Genomic DNA, 17,625 nt, shown 5'->3' on the forward strand with positions numbered 1-17,625 from the left:
TAAAGAGTATGAATATCAAAAAGCTCTTCATTACGGTTGTAATCATTGGAATGTTTGGTTGGGCTGTTTATGATCTAACTAGTTCATCCACCTCAGAAGATAATAAAGAAGAAGAAAATAAAGAATTTAATGTTACAGAAGGACAGGGTTCAGATAACAACACAAACGAAGTAGGATTAGAGGTCGGAAAAAAAGCTCCCGATTTTCAATTAACTACATTAAACGATAAAAAGATAAGCCTTTCTAATCTTAAAGGCGAAAAGGTCATGATCAATTTCTGGGCTACATGGTGTCCACCATGCCGAGCTGAAATGCCAGACATGGAAAAATTTTATCAAAATGAAGATATTACTATTCTAGCAATTAACCTAACCTCTACAGAGAGTGGATTAGGAGATGTAAGGGATTTTGTAAAGGAATTTGAACTTAGTTTTCCAATTCTATTAGACAAGCAAAACAACATTGCTACTTCCTATCAAATCCGTCCAATTCCAACGACATATATGGTAGATTCAAACGGTGTCATTCAACATAAGGCGCTTGGGGCGATGAATTACGAACAAATGGTCAAACAATATAAACAGATGAATTAACTGTTTATATGTCGTAAAATGAAGGTGGTGATGCTATTGAAACAAACCATACTTGTCGTTGAAGATGATAAAATGATTCGCGAACTTGTCAGCTTGTATCTTCAAAATGCAGGGTACAACGTGATTGAAGCTGAAGATGGTGAGGACGCGAAAGCATCCTTTCTTACCCATCATCCTTGCTTAGTAATACTAGACTTAATGCTCCCAAAACAAAGTGGCGAAGAGGTATGCGAATGGATTCGACAGCAAGAACGAAATGAAGTCTCCATCATTATGCTCTCAGCAAAAGCACAGATAAGCGATAAAATTGCTGGCTTAAAGATGGGAGCAGATGATTATATCACAAAACCATTTGATGCTGATGAACTTGTAGCTCATGTAGAAGCAGTACTACGTCGTACGGGCCAATTCTGTCAAAAAATCACCTATAGTGGTTTGTGCATCAAACCTCGTAAAGGTGAAGTACTGTTGTACGACCATCCTATTACGCTGACAAAATATGAGTTTAACCTTCTTTATTATTTTATGGAGAACCCAAATATCGTTTTATCTCGAGAACAGTTGTTACGTCAAATCTACCCTCACGCTGAAACAAATGTGCTTGATCGAACGATTGATGCTCATATAAAAAAGCTTCGAGAAAAAGTAGAAGAAGATACCTCTTGCCCTAAACGAATTCAAACAGTCAGAGGAATGGGGTATAAATTTGTGGATGCATAAATGGCTAACTACTCTCGCTCCTAGAGGATTTTTATGGAAACTTACGGCATTGAATGTAATGATTATTACACTTTTTATCGTCTTAAGTGGATTAGCAATGTATAATACTGCTTGCTTTCTAGTGGAGAGCATGGGAAGTATGAACAATGAAAAACAAGTATATTTTAACTCTACTCTCTTACAATATTTATGGTTATTCAGCTTAATTGCGATTCTAATTGGAAGTATTGTACATTATCTATTAACAAAAAAGCTTGTGTCACCACTCAAGGAGTTAATAGAATCAACCAAAAGCTTGAAAGAAGGTTCTTATCCTGATCCAATTCAGGTGTCTTCCAAAGATGAAATGACCGAATTTGTGGAACATTTTAATGAGCTAATTCAGCAATTAAAAGTTAATGAATATCATAGGAAGAAATTTGTTTCTGATCTCTCTCATGAATTAAGAACACCGCTGTCCAACTTAAATGGATACTTAAATGCATTACAAAAAGGTGTGATACAAGGGGATTCTTCTCTTTATCATTCGTTATACAATGAATCTCAACGTCTTACGAAAATGATGAATCAATTAGAACAACTAAAAGAATGGGATTACGCCTCCCATAATATAGTGGCCGACAAAGAGTCTGTAGACATATCCTCTCTTATGAACCAATGTGTTTCCATGTTTCAATGGTCCTTAAATGAACAACAAATTGATTTGGAGGTAAACATGTCTCCTAAGCTACTTTCTCTTAACATCGAAGGTATTCAGCAGGTCATGACCAATTTAATTGATAACGCCATTCGCTATTATGAAGGTAACAGCCCCATCCGCATTTTAGGTACAGAAAAAGAGGATTCCTATCTTATATCCATAACAGGTCCTGGCAAGTCTATTCCCGAAGAACATCAGCAATCTATATTTGAGCGCTTTTTTCGAACAGACCCTTCCAGAAGTCGTGAAACAGGTGGATCCGGTCTTGGCTTAGCTATTACCAAAGAAATCATCGAACACCATAACGGAGAAATCGGCCTTCACACAGAAGAAGGGTTACACAGCTTCTGGATATCTTTACCTCTCCGGTAATTCTTTCAGGAGCTTACTCCCCCCCCTATCCAACATAATGGAATATACTATAAAAGCTCAGAGAAAGCCTTTACTCTGAGCTCAAAGCATAGAGATGTCTTTTTAATTAATGATTTAGACTAGACTTGTTATTCACCGCTTCTTGCTCAACCCTTTGCAAAAATTCATCCACGACATTTTTGTTGCTTTTTTCATTACCGAGCTTAAGCATCGCTCTTCCTACAAAATTAATCCCCTTGTTCTGCCCCTCATAAATAAACCTAGTCTGACTATCATTTTCTTTTAATAACGTGAAGGAAAGGGTAACCTCAAAAGCCTTGCCTAAGACAAAAGAGAGTTTCTTGTACTTTTTATCCCCACTATCTTCATAAGCTAATGTTTCAACAATATAAGTCTCAACGCGCTTTCCTTCACGATAAGATTGACGATGCTTTGCCCCCACGTCATGCTCTTGCTTTTCGTGAGAGTATGCTCTTCTACCTTTGGCATAATTGTTTGGATGTTTTGATCCGAAAATAAACTCCAGACCTCTTCAACGGGCGCATCAATCAGTATTTCTTCTTCCCATTGAATCACGTTTCTTCCTCCCTCCCAGATGCAATGAACTCCTCTATCTCTTCTGTTTGAAGCTGAAGCCTTAATCTGCATTTGAATTTTATTTCTCGGTGAAGACCTTCACTAATAAGAGGAAACCACTCTTAGTGATTTGTGCAGATAGATGAACGAAGCCAGAGTTGATATAACTCCACCTATCAAAATGGTGATAGACGTCCCCATATAATCAGCGAACACTCCCGCCAACAATGCAGCTATTGGCATAAGGAGCCAAGTCATGAATCGACTAGTTGCTTGAACACGACCGAGCAATCGTTCAGGTGTGAGTTGCTGTCTGATTGTAACAATGGAAGGACTCATCATTGCGGCACACATAGTCCCGATAGCATTCATGCAAGCTAATAATATAATCGTATGTACGAAACTAAATAGAATAATAGATACACCACCAACTGTACCAGCCAAAAACAATATCGCACGAAGTGAAAGCAACTTTTTAAGTGGATTAGAAAGGAAAGCTCCTCCTATGGCACCTAACCCTCCAATGGATAATATCCATCCTATTTGTGATGCATTTAAGTGAACAGCCGTTTTGAGATGGACAATCATCATAGTTAGAAAAAGGGTAGTTCCTACAATCGAAAAAAGCATGGCAACATTCGTTATAAAAATAGGCTTGTTATTCCAAACAAACTGAAAACCTTCTTTTATATCAAGTAAAAAATGTGAATGGCTAGTCTCGTTCATAGGAGTGATTTTCAAGCTTAGTACAACAAGAAAACCAACAAGAAAACTAATGCTGTTAAGAACAAGAGCGAATCCAGGATTATATATACTGATTAATATTCCACCTAATCCTGGCGCAATAAAAACGGCCATATTTAGCATTCCAGTATTAAGAGAATTTACAAATTGCAAATCCTTTTGATGCACCAATCTAGGAACAGAAGCGAATTGAGATTTATTATACAATTGGGTTAGAACCCCTACTACGGACATAGATAAAAAAAAGAAACCACTAAATTCATTTTCCTTTTTCTTATAAAGAATAAAAGCTCAGGGCGCCCGTTTAGCGACGTATGTGCTTCGGCCCACACGACGTGGGTTGGTTCAATGTTGCTGCGTGACGCAGTGATTTTAATCGAACTTTCCCTTAGTCAGTAGGAGATAAAGGAAACACGAAAAAATGCGTGATTCGATGTTAACTTATCGTACGAAGGCGAAGGAAGCATACTAGTCGCTGGGCGCTGGAGCTGGACGTGGCCACATCACTTTTTTAGTTATACACAAGGATTGAATTTTATAATTTCAGCTATACAATAAAAAAGTAGAGCCTACTTACAAAATAGGCTCTACTATCTATAATACAGATTCACTTTTCTACTTAACCTCTTCAGGCACCTGAAGACCTAATGCCTTTGCTACTCGTTCGCCATAATCAGGGTCAGCCTTATAGAAGTGCTTGATTTGTCTTAGCTTGATTTCATCATCTCGTACGTCTTTCATAGAACCATAGATATTAGAAATGAGACGTTGCTTCTCATCTTCGCTCATTAAACGATACAGATTTCCTGGTTGAGTATAGTGATCGAAATGGTCGTAAGACGTACTATCAGCTAAACCAGATACCTCATAAGATTGTTGTCTAGCCTGTGGATCTTCAACAGGTCCATCATAACTATTTGGTTCATAGTTTACAGAACCGCCACCATTATCATCAAAACGCATGAACCCGTCACGTTGATAGTTATTCACGTCAACTTTAGGGCGATTAACTGGTAGCATTTCGTAGTTAGCGCCTAAACGATAACGGTGTGCGTCTGCATATGCGAATAGCCGTCCTTGAAGCATCTTATCTGGTGAAACATCAATACCAGGCACGAAATTACCAGGGCTAAAGGAAGCCTGTTCAATCTCTGCAAAATAGTTCTGTGGATTACGATTTAATACCATTTTTCCTACTTCAATAAGTGGATAATCATCATGTGGCCAAACCTTCGTCACATCAAACGGATCAATATTATACGTTTCCGCATCTTCAAGTGGCATAATTTGTACATACATTGTCCAGCTTGGCGGATTACCTTCTTCAATAGAGTTAAATAGATCTTCTGTTTTGTAATCAGGGTTGTCACCAGCAATTTTTGTTGCTGTCTCATCATCTAATGTTTTATAGCCCTGATCTGTACGAATGTGGTATTTCACCCATACGGATTCTCCATCTGCATTTGTCCACTTAAAGGTATGGCTTCCATATCCATGCATATGACGGTATGTTGCAGGTACGCCTCGGTCAGAGTATAGAATCGTTACTTGGTGTAAGGATTCAGGTGAAAGAGACCAAAAATCCCACGCCATGTTAGGATCTTTCAAGTTTGTTTGCGGATCTCGTTTTTGAGTTCGAATAAAATCAGGGAATTTAATTGCATCTCGAATGAAGAAAACAGGTGTGTTGTTCCCAACAAGATCATAGTTCCCTTCATCAGTATAAAACTTCAGCGCAAAGCCACGCGGGTCTCTTGCAGTATCTGCAGAACCTTTTTCTCCACCAACTGTTGAAAAACGAGCCAACATTTCCGTACGCTTTCCAACTTCCGATAAAAAGTCTGCTTTCGTATATTTCGTCAAATCATTTGTTACTTCAAAATATCCAAATGCTCCCGCTCCATTTGCGTGAACAACACGCTCGGGAATACGTTCACGATTAAAGTGTGCAAGCTTCTCTAATAAATGAACATCCTGAATCAACGTTGGTCCACGATACCCAGCTGTCATTGAATTCTGATTATCACCAACAGGGATTCCGGCTTCATTCGTTAGGCTTTTTCTTTTATCACTCACTATGTAACCACTCCTTTTTATTTACTATAAATCTATCCCCTCTTCTTCGTTTTCTAAAACTTAAATTAATTATTTATTTATAATTATTATTAAAAGGGAATTTGTATTTATTATAAATCAACTAGAAAATGGATTCAACTTTAAACACTTAGACTCTATGTAAATATTTCTACAATATCTAGTTATTCAATTCCTACTACACTACTATACATTTCATTTAGCTATTATATAGTAATACATTAAGAATAACTTATTATTCTATCACCAGGACGTTAACTACTAACTTATAAAAGCCCGTCTATCAATCAAGGCTTTCTTATAAAAACAATTGAAAATAGGATCAAATAGTGAAGTATTAGCCGACCTCAATCTTTCACACAATGAGGCTTTTATGGAGTATCATCACTCAGACGTAATAATATTATTAGAATGCTTCTATGCCCAAAATTCCTTCCTCTCCACCTAAAGTACCATCTTCTGTAATATATTCACTTTTATTGTTGATTTACTATATGTTCATCCTATATAATAAATCTTTGAATAACATTTACACTCTCTTAACATTTTTAACTATAATAAAATATTCATATAAAACCTTCCTTTATTCAAATAATCTATAAAACTTATGAAACATCGGTCTAATAAGACTTTTTGATTAGATTACGAGTTTTTCTAACCAAACTATGATACTGTTTTCGAATAATATGTTTGTTAAGTTTTCAATAAGGGAAATAAATGATAGGTGAATATTTCATTAAGAAATTGTTAATAAAAAACTGATATCATATGAACATTGAGTTCCATCTAGAGGAGGACAAAATGAATACTAAATTAAAGAAGTTGTTCCAAAATGGGTTATTTTTCTTTATTGTAGCTACGATTCTATTATGGACAAAATCCTATTTAGCTTTTAAATTCTCATTTTCATTAAATATAGAAAATACATTCCAAGAGATCATTCTATTCATTACACCATTGGGATCGATTCTTTTCTTCTTAGCGTTAAGTTTTCTATTCTCTAAGAAAAAACGCATGAAAGCCTTTTTGACGCTCTACTTTATCATGTCGTTCGTCTTATATGCCAATGTGGTGTATTTCCGATTCTTTAATGACTTCATCACAATCCCAGTTCTCATGCAATACAAGAACTTTGGGCAATTAGGTGGTAGTGCCTCAGAATTAATGGGAGCTATGGATCTACTATTATGGGCAGACTTTGTGGTGTTGTTAGTATGGGCAATTGTGAAACGTAGTGAATTAACGTTATCTATCCGTAAACGTTCCATTGGTTTAATATTTGCTGCTGCTATTATGGCTTTAGCTGTTAACCTTGGAATGGCTGAGAGCGAGCGCCCACAACTATTAACAAGAACTTTTGACCGTGCAATGTTTGTTAAATTAATGGGAGTGTACAACTTCCACCTTTATGACACTGTCATGACTGCGAATACACAAAAGCACAGGGTATTTGCAGAAAGTAGTGAATTATCCGAAGTTCGAAATTATCTACACACTCAAAAAGGTGACCCTGGTAAATACTTCGGTGAAGCAGAAGGCAAGAACGTTGTAATGATTTCAATGGAATCCTTACAAAACTTTGTGATTAACTACAGAGTAAATGGAGAAGAAGTTACACCTTTCTTAAATGACCTAATTGAAGATAAAAACTCTCTATACTTTAGTAATTTCTATCACAACACTGGACAAGGCAAAACATCAGACTCTGAGTTTATTATTGATAACTCTCTATATGGCTTACCAAGAGGAGCCGTTTTTACAACAAATTCTGGTAACGAATTAAATGCAACACCAGAAATTCTTAAAGAAGAAGGCTACACATCAGCAGTATTCCATGGTAATAATGATAGTTTCTGGAATCGTGATGTTATGTATGAAACATTAGGGTATGACAAATTCTTTTCTAAAGCACAGTACGATGTAACAGAAGACATTTCTGTTAACTATGGACTTAAGGATATACCATTCTTTGAGCAATCCATTCCAAAAGTAAAAAGCTTAGAAGAGCCCTACTATACAAGATTTATTACACTAACTCACCACTATCCGTTCACACTAAATAAAGAAGCAGATAAAATGATTGAACAGACAAACACAGGTGACGGTACGGTGGACCGATATTTCCAAACAGCTCGTTATATGGATGAATCACTTAAGAAATTCTTCCAAAGCATGAAAGATGCAGGGGAATATAAAGATACAGTCTTCGTCTTTTATGGTGACCACTATGGTATTTCAGAAAACCATAACAGAGCAATGAGCGAAATAATGCATGAAGAAATTCGTCCATTTGAGCATACTCAATTGCAACGGGTTCCATTGATTATTCACTCACCTGGTTTAGAAGGCAAGAAGATGGATACGATTGGAAGCCAAATTGATCTAAAGCCTACAATTTTACATCTTCTAGGTAAAGAAACAAAAGATGATATACAATTTGGTACTGACCTATTAGCTGAAAATCGCGAAAATATAGCTATTCTTCGTGATGGCAGTGCGATTTCTGAGGAATATCTTTATGCTGGTGAAGATGATGTTTGCTATGACAAAGCAACACAATGGAAAGTTGATAATTCTAAATGTGAAGACATCCAAAATAAAGCACAAACAGAACTAAATCTCTCTGATAAAGTTGTTTATGGTGATTTACTTCGTTTCAAGGATGAAGAAGAGGAACTAGATAGTACGCCTGTCGATAAAAAACAAGAAAAAGAATAAGAGAGCAAAAGGCCGAATAAATTTATATTTATTCGGCCTTTATTTAGTGAATAATCTTTAATGTCTTTTGTTAGAAAGCAATTTTTCAAACCGCTGCATTAGTAGTTGCATCCCCTATCTCCCAATAGGCACATACCCCGTTTTTTCTATCAATGTTTGCCCTTCCTCTGATAAAATCCACTCTTTAAACGCAGCAATTTGAGGGTTCTCTGTACCATTCGTAATAGCATAAAACTCGCCAGTTAAAGGATATGATTCACTTTGAATGGAGTCCACATCAGGTGTAACATCATTCACTTTTAGTAACTTAATTCCATGTTGCTTTACCATTTTCGTTGCAAAATAACGGTACGAAAATCCAATAGCATTTCGGTGATTACGGTAATTAGAAGCTTTTTTAATCACACCTCCCATACCAGTCACTCGTTGATCTGAAGGTGGTTCCATTATAGGTACATTTCCCATCATATTTTGAAGACCTGTTTGACTCCCACTTCCTTCAGGTCTTTGGAATGCAATGATTTCTTGATCCTTTCCTCCAACCTTTTTCCAATTGGTAATTTCACCAGAATAAATACCCTGAAGTTCTTCAATGGTTAACGTATCCACAGGATTACTAGTATGTACGAAAAACACGAATCCCTCTTTGCCAATAGGCGTTAATTCCCGCTCATCTCCAAGCTTCCTCTTTTGTGCACTGGAAGGTCCTGCAGCGAAAATCATATCAACATCTTGGCTAGCAAGCTTATCATAAGCATCATTTGTTTTTGATACAATTACTTTACTCTCCAGAGGATTATCATGAGGATAATACCCTTCTGGATAAAGGGCACGTGTGAAGGCAGAATAAACAGGGTATAATGCTGTAGCTCCATCTAATGCAGGCAGAGGTTCTTTTAATTGAAAGCTCGAATTTCCGTCTAAACGGGCTACCTTCGTATTTTCCTCGAATGGCTCATACTGCGTTAAATCTACTTCCGCATTCTCAATCTCTATACTATTCATATAAGTTTCATACCCACCATAAATCACTAATGGGATAGCGTATATTAATATAGGAATCAAATTTGCTAACTTTCTAGACAAATTCTTGAGAACTCCTAAAATCATTACATTCACTACAATCAAAGTAGCTACTACTAGAATCCCAACATATACATATCCATTTTTTGTAGATAAGATCATTGAAATGGCTATGATAAAATAACCAATAACCCCAAAGGTAGCTGTAAAAGCAATAGCTCCTATTATACGAAGCCACATTGTTCTATTCTCCTATTCGGTTGTTTGTAAATATTCCTTGTAATACTCTATGATTCTTTAATTTCAGATATTAGTTTATTCCCTTACAAGGTTAGCTTTTCTGGTAAATAGATTTGGATATTCTATTACAAAACCATCTTCATCGACTGAAATTGTAGTCTTATAGTCTTGGCAAGTATAACGGAATGTCCGTTGATTGTTGTCTCTTCCTATATATGTATAGGTTTGTTTTAGTTTTTTTAAATCAAATGATGGGATGTCGATGTATAACATTTGAAATGTTTTTGTCTCCCCTTCCCTCCAGGTACATCGTTTGATAGGTAGAGTATTCGATAAAGGGGTCACAGATAAATCTACATCAATCGTTCCATCCATATCCTTTACTCTATTTCCATTTAAGCACCATTTTCCTTTATTATTAGTTTGTAGATTTAACTCTTTATATGCTTCGTTTAATTGAATCCTCACACCTTTGGTTATCCAATGTTGATCAACTTCAATCTCATAGTTTACTTGATAGGGTTGGCCTTTTTCGACAAACAAGACCGTTCCTTTAGCTATTATAGATTCGTCATCCTCTATAATATGTACATACTCACACCCTGCTGTTTCTTTATTTTGCCAAATAATTCTCTGACTCATTTTATTCTCCTCCATTGGTTATCTTAAATAAAAGGCCATCTAATTCCTTGTTTTTGCTGAAAAGATTCATATGATTGTTCCTCGTTCCTTGTGAACAGCTAAATCCGATTGATTGTCTTCCCTTTCATCACAGTTTTCAATAAGCATAACACTATTTAGATGAACATCTCCTGAAATTTTTTGAGCATTTATCATTATCTAGCCTTTTTAATGAAAAAATCCTGCCACATTCTAAAAGTGACAGGATTGTTCTGTAAATCTTTTATGTTATTGATTAAGTAAACTCTTTAATCGATATAAAACAGCAGCACCTTGATCACGTTTTGCAATATCTTTAGGTGCAAAGTGGCCATTGCTGTAGCCATTGTATAAGCCGAGTGCATGACCTTTTAACACCTCATCATGGGCCCATACAAACGTGCCTCCATCTTTAAAGGTATCCTCAACAGAAACATTCACTTCTTGGTCAGAAACAACATCATAACCTCGCATTAATAAAACAGCCATTTGTACTCGGTTAAGCTCTTGATCTGGTGCAAAGATTCCTTCTTTAACACCTTTTGTCACTCCATGCTCATACGCCAGCGCGAAAGCAGGGTCTTCCACATCTTCAAAAGGATCTTCTAGCGTATCTTTTGTAGATTTAAGGTCTAAAACACGTACTAACATTCTTACAAATTCTCCACGAGTTAGAGCTGCATCCTTTTTGAATTCGTCTTGGTACACTCCTTCAAATACACCATCTTGTGCTAGGTCATGAATCATTTCATACGCCCAATCACCTTCAGACACATCATTAAAACCATTTGAAGCTTGAACGGTAGAAATTCTACCTTCTGCTTTATATTCAATTGGTTGGTCTAGCGATTCAACATAGTTAATTGTAGCTTGTAGATCGTTAGGACCTACTTCTTTATTTTCACCAAGCTCTGCAAGTCGATATTCTTCATTCCCATACATATAATTATTTACTACAACAGAATATGTTTTGTCAGCATCAATTGAAGTCCCATTTGGTAGTGTAATATCAACTACTTTGTTTGTTTCATCGTTCCAAGTGTAATGAAAACCAGCTACACTAACATCTGGACCGTGTTGTTCGCTGATTTGCGCATTTAGTATATTTTCTAAATCAGAACCGGTCACATCTACTTTATTCAGTATATTACCAAATGGTTGAACATCGAATAAATCTCCCCAAGTTACTTCTCCTTTTGGAAGACTATCACGGATACCTCCACCATTCATAAGTGCAAAGTCAGCATCCATCTCAGCTTTCATACCATCAGCAATTAAATTACCTAATGCATTATCACCAATTTCTCCAGCCTCAGCATACCCACCTTCAATTCCATAGGCGGTTTCACCAATAACTTCTTGTTTAATAGGAGCAACTTTCTCTTCATACCTATTCAAAATAGCAGCTACTTCCGCATCAGGCTCTACTTTCTCCTGAAAAGAGGTAACAACTTCGGCTTTTTTATTTACAATATCTCCTGTTTCAGGGTCAATCTCTATATCTACATCAGCAAAAGCCGTACCATAAGAGTAGGCTTGTACAATAAGCTTACCATCAACCATACCATTGTTGTAAGTGTGATTATGAGCCGCCATGATAATGTCTACTTCATCATCTATTTCGTTGGCAATGTTTGCAACATCACCAGTAATCTTATCCTCATTTTGTTCTGCAGGGTTATGAGCTAACACAACAATCGCTTTAACACCTTGTTCTTTTAACTCTGGTACATACTTATTAATAGCTGTTGCCTCATCAGTGAATTCTACATTCTCATTGCCTTCACTAATAATCATATTAGGTGTTTCTGTTGTAACAACTCCGATAAACCCAATTTTTTCACCAGCAACTTCTTCAATCCTATATGGATCAATGACAAGATCTTTAGAGTCCTTATACTGTACATTGGCTGCTATCATAGGGAAATCAATACCATCATAATCAGGGGTCCCGTCTGGATGATCACCACCATTAATCATGCGAAGCATTTCTTCCACACCTTCATCAAATTCATGATTTCCTAGTGTTCCTACATCAAAGCCCATCTCTTCCATAATTTCAACCGTTGGCTCATCTTGAAAATATGAAGAAACAATCGGGCTTCCCCCTACCATATCGCCGCTATGTACTAGTAAACTATTAGGATTTTCTTGTTCACGTTGCTCTAAATAGGTTGCTAGATAAGGTACACCTCCAGCTGGATCATTCTCTCCATCACCATCATAATCAGCAAAAGAATCCTTATGGTCAATTTTTCCATGGAGATCATTAACTAATAATAGCTGTGCTGAAACCGTTTCTTTTTCATCTTCTGCAGCTACAGCAACTTTTGTAGGTAGCGCTAGTGCAGAAACAGCCAGTACACCAGATAATGCTAGATTTGCCGTCACTCGTAATAATTTTGTTTCCATACTCCTCATCTTCCCCTTCCAAATTTGAAATTATTAACACATATATAATGATATCACATAATTTTCTAATAAATTGTAAAAACAATACATATTTTTAGCTTATTTGTAATAACATAGTGAAAATTCTGTAAATATCAAGGGGATTATTCCAAAAACACACCTCCCTATTCTTTCAAACTAAGAGGTGTGTTAAAGTAAGAAGGAAAACTTGAATGATGATGGAGGAAACGAAATGAAGTCTATCAGTCTATTATTACTCCGTTTTGCTGGAATTTTCGGTATGATAGGAGCGTTTATGGGAGCTCATATGGCGGGCTCACAAGGAGAAGCTTATGCACTTAGACCTATTCACGCACACGTATTAGTCGTTGGTTGGTTATCGTTATTTGCTTGGTCTGCGTTTTACCAGTTATTTGAAACTAAGTTTGAAAAATTAGCTTATACTCATGCTCTAACAGCTATTCTAGGAACAACTGGACTAACTGCGGGTATGTGGTTATATATGGTAAAACCTTTTGGCGTATCAGAAGGATTTACATTTATCTTTTATATTGGCGGGGGTTCTTTGTTGTTACTTAGCTTCGCTTTATTCCTACTATTAACGTTTCTCGTACAACCAAAACGAGGCTAGTAATATACCAAACGAGCACATATTCCCATGTGCTCGTTTTTTTCATATACTCTTATTTTTTCACAAAAGAGGTGAGAATAGTCTTGCAAACGCCTCTTTAAATTTAGCAGAATTTTTACGTTTTGAAAATGTATCAAGCATTACTTGCTGTGACTTTTCGAGATCCGAGTGGTAATTTCGAGTTAAATCTTGTACTGGTGTACCATCATATAAAATAATATTCACCTCAAAGTTAAGATAGAAACTTCTTACGTCCATATTTGCTGTACCGACAGAAGCTGTTTCATCATCAATAATCATAATCTTATGATGCATGAAATCTTTCTCGTACAAATAAATATTAATGCCATCCTCCAATAATTCAGGGAAATAAGAGTGGCCTGCATAATAAGCGAGCCAACTATCAGATTGCTTTGGTATAAGAAGAGTGACTTCCACTCCTCTTTGGGCAGCTATCCGTAACGCAGTATGAATTTCTCTTGAAGGGATGAAATATGGAGTAGCAATTTTGACAGAGTGTTCTGCACTATTCACGAGAGTAGTGTACACATCCCTCATGATTTGATGTTCATTATGAGGCCCGCTAGGTACTACTTGCAACATCGTATTAGACTCTTTCGGATTAACGACTGGCTGATTGCTGTATTGATCAACTAAATATTCGTTAGCAATGTACCACCAATCCACTAAGAAGATGAGATGTAGATCTTTTATAGCCTTTCCCTGAATAATTGTATGTGTATCCCGCCAATCTGGGTGATCCTGAGAAATCCCTCTATATTCGTCTCCTATGTTCATCCCACCTACAAATGCCATTTCATTATCAATCACGATAATTTTTCTATGGTTACGAAAATTAAACGTTTGAGTTAACAGACCAGAAGCAAGTGGTAAAAACTCATGCACTTCCACACCAGCCTGGCGCATTCTTTTTATATCGCGTTTCTTTAACTTTATACTCCCCGCTGAGTCGTATAAAAGCCTTACTTTCACACCTTCTTGAGCTTTGTTAATTAAGATTGTTATAATATCTTCGCCAGTTTCATCTGAATTGAATAAGTAGTATTCCATATGGATGAAAGACGTAGCCTGTTTCAACTTTTCCATAATCTTTGGGAAAGCTTCATAACCATTCGTCAAAATATTTACTTGATTTTCAGTTCGCAACGGGGTTTCAGCATAGGATTGAATGATATTGTAGACCCTTTTTTGCTGTGGTTTTAATGGGAGATGATCATAATCCTCTGGTTCCTGCTCCTGAAAAACCTTATTTGCCTTCTTTCTTTTATTTTGAAATAAAAGTCCCTGTCGAGAGAGTTGACCGGAATAAATGTAAAAGAAATACCCAATGATTGGGACGAAGCAAATCAAGAAAATCCACAACATCGTATCGGTTGATGACCTTCTCTCAAGAATAATGGAAAAAGAAATGACTACAACCAACACAAAATAAACCACAATAAATAGTATTTGAAAGATAATACTAACCGGGATTAACATGATACCTATGAAGGCGGATCCTAATAGTAAAAGTATGAGCAGCTGGATTGATGGCCTCATATTGTTTCTCCTTTTTTCGGGTTTGCTTGCGTGTTTCTTTTCCCATAGTTTGTGATATTCAAACAACCTCTTCTTTCTGAATAAGAATCATCAGAAAGAATACTCTTTCTTTATAAACCATGGTCATACATCACTTATGTATTTCTCCTATGGAAAACAAAAATCCTGACTATGAAAATGGGTCAGGATTTTTTATCTATGCTATTGATTAACAACATCAATACATATTTACCTTTATGATTTCTGTTCACTAGCTAATTCATGTTTCGAAAGGTCTATTAACTTATCACTGATATTAAGTAGACTTTCAATCTTAGGTTTCGGTAAAGCTATAAAGCCAATGGCTTCTAAGCTTCTTTTCAACTCTTCTGGAAGCTTAGCATAATAAGCATGAAATTCTTCATCTTGAGAGGTTTTCAACAGAAGTAAAAATGCTTCACTATAGGATTGCCATAATAAATTGAACAATTCTCCCTCTTGTAATAATCGCTCTTGTTTATGTTTACCTATTTCATCCTGCAAGTTAGAAAGTCCAGGCAAATGAGAGAAACCAATTTCCCGTAAATAAAGACGTAAATGAGTCATGGTTTTCGATACTTCAGAAATATCGACTTTTTCAATCGGTTTGATTGGAACAGAGTCTATTAATTCATCAAAAAGTGGAAGCTCCATAATGTTTGGTATCATACTATCGATGGAAACTCTATCGTGATGCAAAAATTGATACATTAAAGCTGCTTCAGCCCATGCTCCCATAGCAGCATGAGTAGCAGCAAAATAATTTTCTCTTCTAAGTTGATCTATGGCGTACTCTTTTCTTCCCTGTACAATTCTCTCTACATCTTGAATGACATCACGTTGTCCTTGAACAGAAGAGAAATAGGACTGTGCCCATCCTTGTAGCTTACTTAATTCAGCATTTGTATCCTTCAAAATAACTGACTCATTTAAATAACGAAAATGCCATGGGTTATAAGAGAAGAGTTCTTTATTTGGAAACTCCAATATAGATTTTACATGCAATTGAACAATTTCCCCATCATAAGAGATATCCTGTTCACCTAAGTATTGTTCACGCCCAGTAAAACAAATCAAATCAATATCACTAAATTCATCAGCTTCTTCTCTTGCTACCGAACCGATTAAACATACATACGTACAAAAGGTAAGATTCTCGTCAACAAATGCTTTAGCCTTTTCCATTAATTCAAGGTTACGAGGAAGCATGTATTCATCCCCCACTTTCTTATATTTAATAATGTTCTCATTCTTTTCTATACATTCTTTCTAATTCGATCAATGTAGCGATGTTCCCTCTTTTTTCGACAATTTGCTATACACCCTATCTAATACCAAACAATATTGGTTATAATATGTCTCAGTGTTGCAAAATGGTTTTCTTTTTAATCATTTTTCATTATTCTTTATTATAGGTTTATTCCTAGTATCCAATATACTAATTTCTATACCCTAAATCATTCGTATTTAAAAGTAGGTTTTAGTAAAAAAGGAGAAATCATATGAGTAACATTTCACAAATGTATGAGCATTATTTGGGTAATCGAAATAAAAAAATTCAATTTGCCCTTTATCTGTTCGGGATTGTTATCTCGAGTTTAGGTTTGGCTCTTCTTTTTAAATCTGGAGTGGGAGTAGCACCTGGAGATACAGTGGCTTTCGGATTAGCAGAGATAACTAATATAAAGGTTGGTTACTTCTTAATTGCAGGTTTTGTAACCCTCGTCCTTATTAATGCCAAGATTGCAGGACAACGACCTAAGTTTGAATCCATTATACCTAGCTTATTAAGAGGCCTCACGTTAAACGTATGGCTTTACCAAATACTTGGTGAGTCAAAATTTGAAGTTTGGTGGGCTCAATGGGGAATATTCGGTATTGGAGTTATTTTTTTGGGTTTAGGAATCGGCATGTATTTAAGATCTCCATTCCCACATATACCTGTAGATCATTTTATGATGGTTGTAAACGAAAAAACAAACAGCTCCAAACGATTTGTGCGAATTCTGTTTGAAGCTGGTTTGGTTCTAATTGGCTTCCTACTTGGTGGTTGGGATGTCGTTGGAATCGGCACCTTAATTACGGCACTATTTTTAGGACCAATTATTCAATACTTTTATGATATCACTGTTTTTATTGAATATCTTGGAGACAAAGGCAAACAAAAATCTAAAACCGCATTAGAGTGAACGCTTTTTTCGATTAGCGTTCACTTTTTTAATCAGAATCCAAAGTAAAGCAGCAGCCATTAAAATTCCGTTTACAAGAGAAAAAACATCCCCATAATAATCATCATCCCAATACGATATAGGACCTCGAATCACCTTCAAACTGAATGGATAAAAAACGGGTACAGCATCTTCAACGTGAGTGAGTAAATCAATGACAATATGGCCTAACCATCCATATAGAAAGCCTGTCCACCTGTTCAATTTCCATCCTTTGAAAAATACAACCATTCCATAAAAAATCATCCATACAGCAAAAGAATGTCCAGCTTGTCTAAGTACTTCTACTACTGGATGAGCAAATAGTGCATGAGCCATCTCATGCATAAGACCACG

The 17,625-nt window shown here is 36.2% G+C and carries 17 protein-coding genes; 6 read left to right on the plus strand and 11 right to left on the minus strand.

The genetic code is table 11. The features are described from left to right. Positions 1 to 8 precede the first annotated feature (8 nt). The 3 genes from GLW08_RS06570 to GLW08_RS06580 are packed head-to-tail and all read left to right on the plus strand — an operon-like array spanning position 9 to position 2,385. The gene (locus GLW08_RS06570; protein ID WP_202406195.1) at positions 9 to 593 is read left to right on the plus strand and encodes a TlpA family protein disulfide reductase; all 585 of its coding nucleotides are present in this window, start codon (positions 9 to 11) and stop codon (positions 591 to 593) included. A gap of 36 nt (positions 594 to 629) precedes the next feature. Continuing rightward, a complete protein-coding gene (locus tag GLW08_RS06575) occupies positions 630 to 1,313 on the plus strand; it encodes a response regulator transcription factor (protein ID WP_160847720.1) in 684 nt (227 codons plus the stop codon). Further along, positions 1,306 to 2,385, plus strand: a complete 1,080-nt coding sequence (locus GLW08_RS06580) for a sensor histidine kinase (RefSeq protein WP_160847931.1) — start codon at positions 1,306 to 1,308, stop codon at positions 2,383 to 2,385. Before GLW08_RS06575 ends, GLW08_RS06580 begins: the two co-directional genes overlap by 8 nt. Positions 2,386 to 2,491: 106 nt before the next feature. Here the strand turns inward: GLW08_RS06580 and GLW08_RS06585 are convergent, their stop codons facing one another. The 4 genes from GLW08_RS06585 to GLW08_RS06595 form a co-directional block, all read right to left on the minus strand. Continuing rightward, on the minus strand, positions 2,492 to 2,827 hold the full coding sequence (locus GLW08_RS06585) for an SRPBCC family protein (RefSeq protein ID WP_337193903.1): 336 nt from the start codon (positions 2,825 to 2,827) through the stop codon (positions 2,492 to 2,494). Next, positions 2,758 to 2,961 carry a hypothetical protein gene (locus GLW08_RS22230; RefSeq protein ID WP_337193904.1) on the minus strand — a complete coding sequence of 68 codons (204 nt, stop codon included), beginning with the start codon at positions 2,959 to 2,961 and terminating at the stop codon, positions 2,758 to 2,760. Before GLW08_RS22230 ends, GLW08_RS06585 begins: the two co-directional genes overlap by 70 nt. A 102-nt stretch (positions 2,962 to 3,063) precedes the next feature. Continuing rightward, positions 3,064 to 3,939 (minus strand): MFS transporter, encoded by an 876-nt coding sequence (locus GLW08_RS06590; protein ID WP_160909148.1) that lies wholly within the window; start codon positions 3,937 to 3,939, stop codon positions 3,064 to 3,066. Between the two features lie 381 nt (positions 3,940 to 4,320). Next, on the minus strand, positions 4,321 to 5,781 hold the full coding sequence (locus GLW08_RS06595; RefSeq protein ID WP_337193905.1) for a catalase: 1,461 nt from the start codon (positions 5,779 to 5,781) through the stop codon (positions 4,321 to 4,323). A gap of 819 nt (positions 5,782 to 6,600) precedes the next feature. On the opposite strand from GLW08_RS06595, the gene GLW08_RS06600 reads away from it, so the two are divergent. Next, on the plus strand, positions 6,601 to 8,517 hold the full coding sequence (locus GLW08_RS06600; RefSeq protein WP_160847722.1) for an LTA synthase family protein: 1,917 nt from the start codon (positions 6,601 to 6,603) through the stop codon (positions 8,515 to 8,517). A gap of 114 nt (positions 8,518 to 8,631) precedes the next feature. Here GLW08_RS06600 and GLW08_RS06605 read toward each other — a convergent pair whose 3' ends face one another. The 4 genes from GLW08_RS06605 to GLW08_RS06615 form a co-directional block, all read right to left on the minus strand. Then, positions 8,632 to 9,780: a PstS family phosphate ABC transporter substrate-binding protein gene (locus tag GLW08_RS06605; protein WP_160847723.1), complete on the minus strand. Its 1,149-nt coding sequence runs from the start codon at positions 9,778 to 9,780 to the stop codon at positions 8,632 to 8,634. A 75-nt stretch (positions 9,781 to 9,855) separates the two neighbouring features. Further along, on the minus strand, positions 9,856 to 10,422 hold the full coding sequence (locus GLW08_RS06610; RefSeq protein ID WP_160847724.1) for a putative glycolipid-binding domain-containing protein: 567 nt from the start codon (positions 10,420 to 10,422) through the stop codon (positions 9,856 to 9,858). A 66-nt stretch (positions 10,423 to 10,488) separates the two neighbouring features. Next, positions 10,489 to 10,617, minus strand: a complete 129-nt coding sequence (locus GLW08_RS22075; RefSeq protein WP_272917058.1) for a hypothetical protein — start codon at positions 10,615 to 10,617, stop codon at positions 10,489 to 10,491. 72 nt (positions 10,618 to 10,689) lie between these two features. Next, on the minus strand, positions 10,690 to 12,852 hold the full coding sequence (locus GLW08_RS06615; protein WP_237458321.1) for a 5'-nucleotidase C-terminal domain-containing protein: 2,163 nt from the start codon (positions 12,850 to 12,852) through the stop codon (positions 10,690 to 10,692). Between the two features lie 232 nt (positions 12,853 to 13,084). Here GLW08_RS06615 and GLW08_RS06620 point away from each other — a divergent pair, with 232 nt between their 5' ends. Next, complete coding sequence (locus GLW08_RS06620) at positions 13,085 to 13,483, plus strand: hypothetical protein (protein ID WP_160847726.1); 399 nt, start codon at positions 13,085 to 13,087, stop codon at positions 13,481 to 13,483. Between the two features lie 60 nt (positions 13,484 to 13,543). Here GLW08_RS06620 and cls read toward each other — a convergent pair whose 3' ends face one another. Both cls and GLW08_RS06630 read right to left on the minus strand, forming a co-directional pair. After that, entirely contained in the window at positions 13,544 to 15,043 is a 1,500-nt protein-coding gene (gene cls / locus GLW08_RS06625; protein WP_160847727.1) for a cardiolipin synthase, read from the minus strand. Between the two features lie 234 nt (positions 15,044 to 15,277). Then, a complete protein-coding gene (locus tag GLW08_RS06630; RefSeq protein ID WP_160847728.1) occupies positions 15,278 to 16,270 on the minus strand; it encodes a nucleotidyltransferase domain-containing protein in 993 nt (330 codons plus the stop codon). 293 nt (positions 16,271 to 16,563) lie between these two features. Here GLW08_RS06630 and GLW08_RS06635 point away from each other — a divergent pair, with 293 nt between their 5' ends. After that, a complete protein-coding gene (locus tag GLW08_RS06635; RefSeq protein WP_202406196.1) occupies positions 16,564 to 17,250 on the plus strand; it encodes a YczE/YyaS/YitT family protein in 687 nt (228 codons plus the stop codon). Here the strand turns inward: GLW08_RS06635 and GLW08_RS06640 are convergent. Beyond that, positions 17,242 to 17,616, minus strand: a complete 375-nt coding sequence (locus GLW08_RS06640; RefSeq protein WP_160847729.1) for a metal-dependent hydrolase — start codon at positions 17,614 to 17,616, stop codon at positions 17,242 to 17,244. The two genes, GLW08_RS06635 and GLW08_RS06640, sit on opposite strands and share 9 nt — an antisense overlap. Positions 17,617 to 17,625: the final 9 nt, after the last annotated feature.

The organism is Pontibacillus yanchengensis (assembly GCF_009856295.1).
Classification (GTDB): Bacteria; Bacillota; Bacilli; order Bacillales; family BH030062; genus Pontibacillus; species Pontibacillus yanchengensis_A.

What these genes read in the sequence shown, in the direction of transcription:
- GLW08_RS06570 (WP_202406195.1), top strand. Translation starts at nt 9, where the DNA reads ATGAATATCAAAAAGCTCTTCATTACGGTTGTAATCATTGGAATGTTT.
- GLW08_RS06580 (WP_160847931.1), top strand. Translation starts at nt 1,306, where the DNA reads ATGCATAAATGGCTAACTACTCTCGCTCCTAGAGGATTTTTATGGAAA.
- GLW08_RS06590 (WP_160909148.1), bottom strand. Translation starts at nt 3,939, where the DNA reads ATGTCCGTAGTAGGGGTTCTAACCCAATTGTATAATAAATCTCAATTC.
- GLW08_RS06600 (WP_160847722.1), top strand. Translation starts at nt 6,601, where the DNA reads ATGAATACTAAATTAAAGAAGTTGTTCCAAAATGGGTTATTTTTCTTT.
- GLW08_RS06605 (WP_160847723.1), bottom strand. Translation starts at nt 9,780, where the DNA reads ATGTGGCTTCGTATAATAGGAGCTATTGCTTTTACAGCTACCTTTGGG.
- GLW08_RS06610 (WP_160847724.1), bottom strand. Translation starts at nt 10,422, where the DNA reads ATGAGTCAGAGAATTATTTGGCAAAATAAAGAAACAGCAGGGTGTGAG.
- GLW08_RS22075 (WP_272917058.1), bottom strand. Translation starts at nt 10,617, where the DNA reads ATGATAAATGCTCAAAAAATTTCAGGAGATGTTCATCTAAATAGTGTT.
- GLW08_RS06615 (WP_237458321.1), bottom strand. Translation starts at nt 12,852, where the DNA reads ATGGAAACAAAATTATTACGAGTGACGGCAAATCTAGCATTATCTGGT.
- GLW08_RS06620 (WP_160847726.1), top strand. Translation starts at nt 13,085, where the DNA reads ATGAAGTCTATCAGTCTATTATTACTCCGTTTTGCTGGAATTTTCGGT.
- cls (WP_160847727.1), bottom strand. Translation starts at nt 15,043, where the DNA reads ATGAGGCCATCAATCCAGCTGCTCATACTTTTACTATTAGGATCCGCC.
- GLW08_RS06630 (WP_160847728.1), bottom strand. Translation starts at nt 16,270, where the DNA reads ATGCTTCCTCGTAACCTTGAATTAATGGAAAAGGCTAAAGCATTTGTT.
- GLW08_RS06635 (WP_202406196.1), top strand. Translation starts at nt 16,564, where the DNA reads ATGAGTAACATTTCACAAATGTATGAGCATTATTTGGGTAATCGAAAT.
- GLW08_RS06640 (WP_160847729.1), bottom strand. Translation starts at nt 17,616, where the DNA reads ATGCATGAGATGGCTCATGCACTATTTGCTCATCCAGTAGTAGAAGTA.